Origin of the sequence: Amycolatopsis thailandensis (assembly GCF_002234405.1) — a bacterium.
Lineage (GTDB): Bacteria > Actinomycetota > Actinomycetes > Mycobacteriales > Pseudonocardiaceae > Amycolatopsis > Amycolatopsis thailandensis.
Map to the genome: position 1 here is coordinate 1 of NZ_NMQT01000339.1, position 4149 is coordinate 4149.

Here is a 4149-nt window from a genome sequence, read left to right on the forward strand (position 1 = left end):
CGTGCCGGGGCACGGACGGACGGGCGGCCTCGGCGCGGGGGCGCCCCGGCTGGCTGTCCGGCCGGGGCGCACCCGTGGGATTCAGCGGGTGAGGGTTTTGGTGAGCGCGCGGTGGCGTTTGAGCGCGACGGCGGCGACGGTGGCGGCGATGGTGAAGAGGCTGGTGAGGATCCAGTCGGGGCCGTAGAGCTTGAGCGTGGCGTATTTGCCGCGGAAGGCTTTGTCGTCGACGACGGTCCAGATTTCGATGGGGAGCCTGTCGATTTCGCCGGTGAAGCTGAGGGTGCCGCGGGAGGCGTTGTCGTCGGGGGTGAGACCGAGCGCGTTGGCCCATTGGAGGGCGGCTTGGCGGGCGGCGGCGGGGCGTCGGTTGTGGATGATTCCGCGCAGCGCGGGGCCGGGTGTGGGGATCTTGGTGGTGGCGTTGCGCTGGGAGTCCCAGGTCCAGCTGGCGGGCTGGCAGCCGGCGTGGTTGCCGATGCGCTCGATCTCGGCCATGACGGCGGTGCCGGACTCGACGAATTGGGTGGTGTTGCGTCGCAGCTTGCCGTTGGGGAGAAATCCGGGGTTGTCGCGGTCGGTGAACACGGTGCCTCCTGGCGGGCTGGGTGTCGGTGGAACGCGCTGTGTCCAGCACGGGGCGGGAGGGGTCCGTCAGGACGGCGGGGGTTCTGCTCGGCAGGCCGGGTGGCCCGCAGCGCAGCGAGGACGGTCACCCGGCCTGCCGGGCGGGTTCATCGCCGCGTGCCTCTCCCGCGCTGTGGTGCGCTCGGGGCGGTTCGACGACGTCCGCCGCTGGTGGCGTGGTGGTCGTTCGACGGCGACGCCGGGTCGGTCTGGCGTCGCTGTGGCGCGGTGGCGGCCGCGTGCGGCGCTGTGGGATCTCGTCGGCTCCGGGCTCACCGGCGCGGCTGCGAGCCTCGCGGGTCTGGGCAGAGCCGCCGGGTCGCGCCAGCGGAGAGTCGGGCGTCGTCCTCGCCGCTATTGCGTCGTCGGGTGTCGGCGCGGTGCGTTGCCGGGCCGGTACGGGTGCGGTGTGTTGTTTTTTTGCGTAGCGCCGCCAGGCGCGGAGCACGCGTTGTCGGCGCCCCGGGCGCCGGCAACGCCAGGATGCGCAGCATCAGGGCGGAGGCGCCTCCGGCGCCGGAGCCCGATTCCGTGCCCGACGTGAGGAGGGCCGGGTGGGCGGGTGGGCGCAGGGGGAGTTTGAGGGGGGCGCGAGGCCCCCTCAAATCGGTGTGCCGGGCTCGATGCCCGGTGCGCCGATGCCACGCGCGCGGCGGGCGGCGGCCTGGGGCTGGCGCTGCCCTGGCCGCTGCCCGCGCTCGATGAGCTAGAAAAGCGGGACGTAGTAAGGATCGGTGTCGGCGGGTTCGCGGTGGCGGACCTCGCGGTCTTCCTCGTCCCACACAAACAGGGGGCTGTAACGCTGTTGGGAGTCCTCGGTGGTGATCACTGTTCCGCTGTCGGTGTAGTAGACGTACCAGAGTTCGCCGGGCCGGTCTTCACGCTCCCAGGGGATGCGGTGCGCGCCGGTGTGCCCTTGACTTTCTAGGCAGTCCTCGGCGTTGTCGCCCATGAATTCACACGGCGGGGCGGGTGTGGCTGGGGCGGGGACGGTTTTTCCTTCGGGCGTCCAACGCTGTTCGCATTCGACGCAGATCCCGTGTGACGGTCCGGTGGGCGAGAGGGTCACGACGTCGTGGGGGTTGTAGGCGCCTCCGCTGCCTGAGCCTGCTTCGCAGTGCAGCGCGGGCAGCCAATGGCAGTCACGCGGGAAGGATCCGAGGATGTAGGCGTGTTCGCTCACCCAGAGCGCGCACCCTCCGTACTCCTCTTCGCAGACGAACCCGCCGTAGTAGGGGTCTGGGCGCCACGTGTGGGGCCTGGCCTGGGTGGGCGGGGTGCGGTTCTCCGCGTTCATCTTGCGGACTATCGCGGTAGCGCTGGGGAAACGTTCGGCGGCTGCCGCGTCGGCTTCCGGGCTGGAACGATAGCCGACCTTCGCCTTAGGGGGCTGCTTGTCGTGCTCGCCGGGCTGGCCAACGGATGGGTGCGGCTGGGTCTTGACGTGGCTCACTGGTGTCTCCGTCTCGGTGCTTGGGCGGGACCGGCGGCCGGGTTTCCGGCCGCCGGTCGCGGGTGTCAGGCGGGACGGTGAGCCTTGGCGAACTCCTGGGCGGCCCTGATGGCGGCTTTGAGGATTGGCAGGGCCTTGGTGTTGGCCTGGCCCTGCTCGGCGAACTTCATGTCCTTGTAGTCGTGGTTCCAGGCACGGGCGGCGGCGGCGATGCCCTGTCCCGCGACGCGGCCGTTGCTCCAGTGCTTGACGGCGCTCGTAAGGCCGGTCTCGGCCTCGTAGGCGCTGATCTCCGGGTACGCGAACCGGACGACGTCAACGGCGATTTCCAGCGCTTTCGCGCTCACGGCGGCGGCCTCGCAGGCGGGGGTGCAATATTCGGCGTCCGGGGTGGCGGCAATGCTGGTGTTGCAATGGCCGCAACGGTACGGCTCGCACGTCTCGGGGTCGAGTCCCAGGGAGTGAAGCCGGGCGGCGGTCTCCTCGGCGGTCTCCTCGACGGGCGCGGCTTCGGTGATGGCCTCCGGCGCGATGGTCTCTTCGGCGGGCGCGGGCAGCGCGGCGGCCTCCGGCGCGGCGGGCAGCTCGGGGGCGGTGACGCCGTCGGCGACGCATCCGTTGCAGAGGCCGTTCTGACGGACGCTGCGGGCCTTCTCGGTGCGGGACAGTTCAAGGTTGCATTCGGGGTTCGAGCAGGTCTCGACGGGGCCGTTGGCAATGCTGAGGTGGGCGTTCGCGGGAGCGACGACAGTGGTGGTCATGGTTGCGATTCCTTTTAACTGTTGCGGGTTTGGCGTCCGGAGTTTGCGGGCTCCGGGTGGGGTTTTCGTTTCCCCCTGACAAGACCAATACTACCCGAATTAGGCCGAATTTGGGGGTTATCAGGTAACTATTTTGAGCTATTTTCGGCACATGAGACCGGATTATTGTAGGCTGTTTTGCTTTTAGCCCTTGCCTGCAAAGGGGGGTCTTTGTGCTTCATTCCCTCGGCCTGATGTCGTTAAGCCAGGGGTGTCAAGGGCGCTTTTCCCTTGACTCCCCTGGTAGACATCAGGAAGGCCGAGGGAATGAAGCACAAAGACCCACCGAACCGCCGCTTTTCTGCTCCATTCCCGAGGCCTGCCTGGGGGGTCCGGGGGGTGGCGAACGCCCCCCGGGACAACTGATTGGCCGCACTGATATTTCCAGCGCAATTACTCGTGAACCATTCTTTTCGGGCAGCCGGAAAGAATGGCCTGCGTTACTGCGCAACATTTACCAGTCGCTGTCGAAGAATAGAACGCCGCCGAAGACGGTGGCGATGCCGAGCACGAGTGCCAGCAGCCAGGAGATCGGATGGTGAACCAGGACGGACAGTCCCTTGTAGACGGCGGTCGCGGCGAGAGTCGCGAAGGTGTAGGGGAGAATTTTGTCTCGCGTCACGGAAGTCTCCTGGGGATGGGGGACGGCGGTCGGCGCCGGCTCGATGCCGGTCGCATTGATTCGTCGGGCCGCGCGGTCAGGCGACGGCGTCTGGGTGGTCTGCCGCTGGGGAGCCGAGCTTCTGCATGGCTTCCCAGATGACGGCGGAGACGTAGCGGGCGCTGTCGGAGCCGTGAAGCCTCACCCGGCGGACGCGCGTGCCGTTGAGGACAAGGGCGGCGGTCTTCGCATGAGGGCGGGTCGGGACGAAGAGCCCGTCAGGGAGGGTGACACCGTGGCTTCGGGGGTCGTCGGGCCTTACCGTCCAGGTGGCCTTGATGCCGCCGAGCATGAGGCTGATGCCGACGGCCTGGGCGAATGCCCACGCGGCGAAGCGGTCTACCGTTCGCGCGGCCTTAACGTCGCCGTTCGCGCGGTGCTGGGCCGCGACGGCGGCAAGGGCGCGGGCGACGTGCTCGCGGTCGTCCATGTACTTGATCAGTGCGGCGGCGGTGTGCATGGTGCGGCTCCGGGTCTGGGTCGGCGGCGGGTGCGGGCACGGCGCGGTGTTGCCGTGCGCGCCGCGTAGCGGCGCGGCGGGTAACCCCCGCCGGTGCGCCTGGTCGGAGTCCCCGCGGGGTGTGCGGGGGCAGATCGGAAGAGCGCCG

The 4149-nt window shown here is 69.0% G+C and carries 5 protein-coding genes; all 5 read right to left on the reverse strand.

Features of this window, described 5'->3' with window-relative positions:
- Nucleotides 1–81: 81 nt before the first annotated feature.
- Complete coding sequence (locus tag CFP71_RS42745; protein ID WP_093939478.1) at nucleotides 82–588, reverse strand: hypothetical protein; 507 nt, start codon at nucleotides 586–588, stop codon at nucleotides 82–84.
- A 745-nt stretch (nucleotides 589–1333) separates the two neighbouring features.
- Nucleotides 1334–2080, reverse strand: coding sequence for a hypothetical protein (locus tag CFP71_RS42750; RefSeq protein WP_143267328.1), 747 nt, complete (start codon nucleotides 2078–2080; stop codon nucleotides 1334–1336).
- Between the two features lie 65 nt (nucleotides 2081–2145).
- Entirely contained in the window at nucleotides 2146–2841 is a 696-nt protein-coding gene (locus CFP71_RS42755) for a hypothetical protein (protein ID WP_093939480.1), read from the reverse strand.
- A gap of 493 nt (nucleotides 2842–3334) precedes the next feature.
- Entirely contained in the window at nucleotides 3335–3502 is a 168-nt protein-coding gene (locus tag CFP71_RS44550; protein WP_167406485.1) for a hypothetical protein, read from the reverse strand.
- 76 nt (nucleotides 3503–3578) lie between these two features.
- Nucleotides 3579–4001, reverse strand: coding sequence for a hypothetical protein (locus CFP71_RS42760; protein ID WP_093939481.1), 423 nt, complete (start codon nucleotides 3999–4001; stop codon nucleotides 3579–3581).
- Nucleotides 4002–4149 lie beyond the last annotated feature (148 nt).

Bases quoted from the DNA above. Each gene is read 5' to 3' on its own strand.
- CFP71_RS42755 (WP_093939480.1), bottom strand. From the start codon at position 2,841: ATGACCACCACTGTCGTCGCTCCCGCGAACGCCCACCTCAGCATTGCC.
- CFP71_RS42760 (WP_093939481.1), bottom strand. From the start codon at position 4,001: ATGCACACCGCCGCCGCACTGATCAAGTACATGGACGACCGCGAGCAC.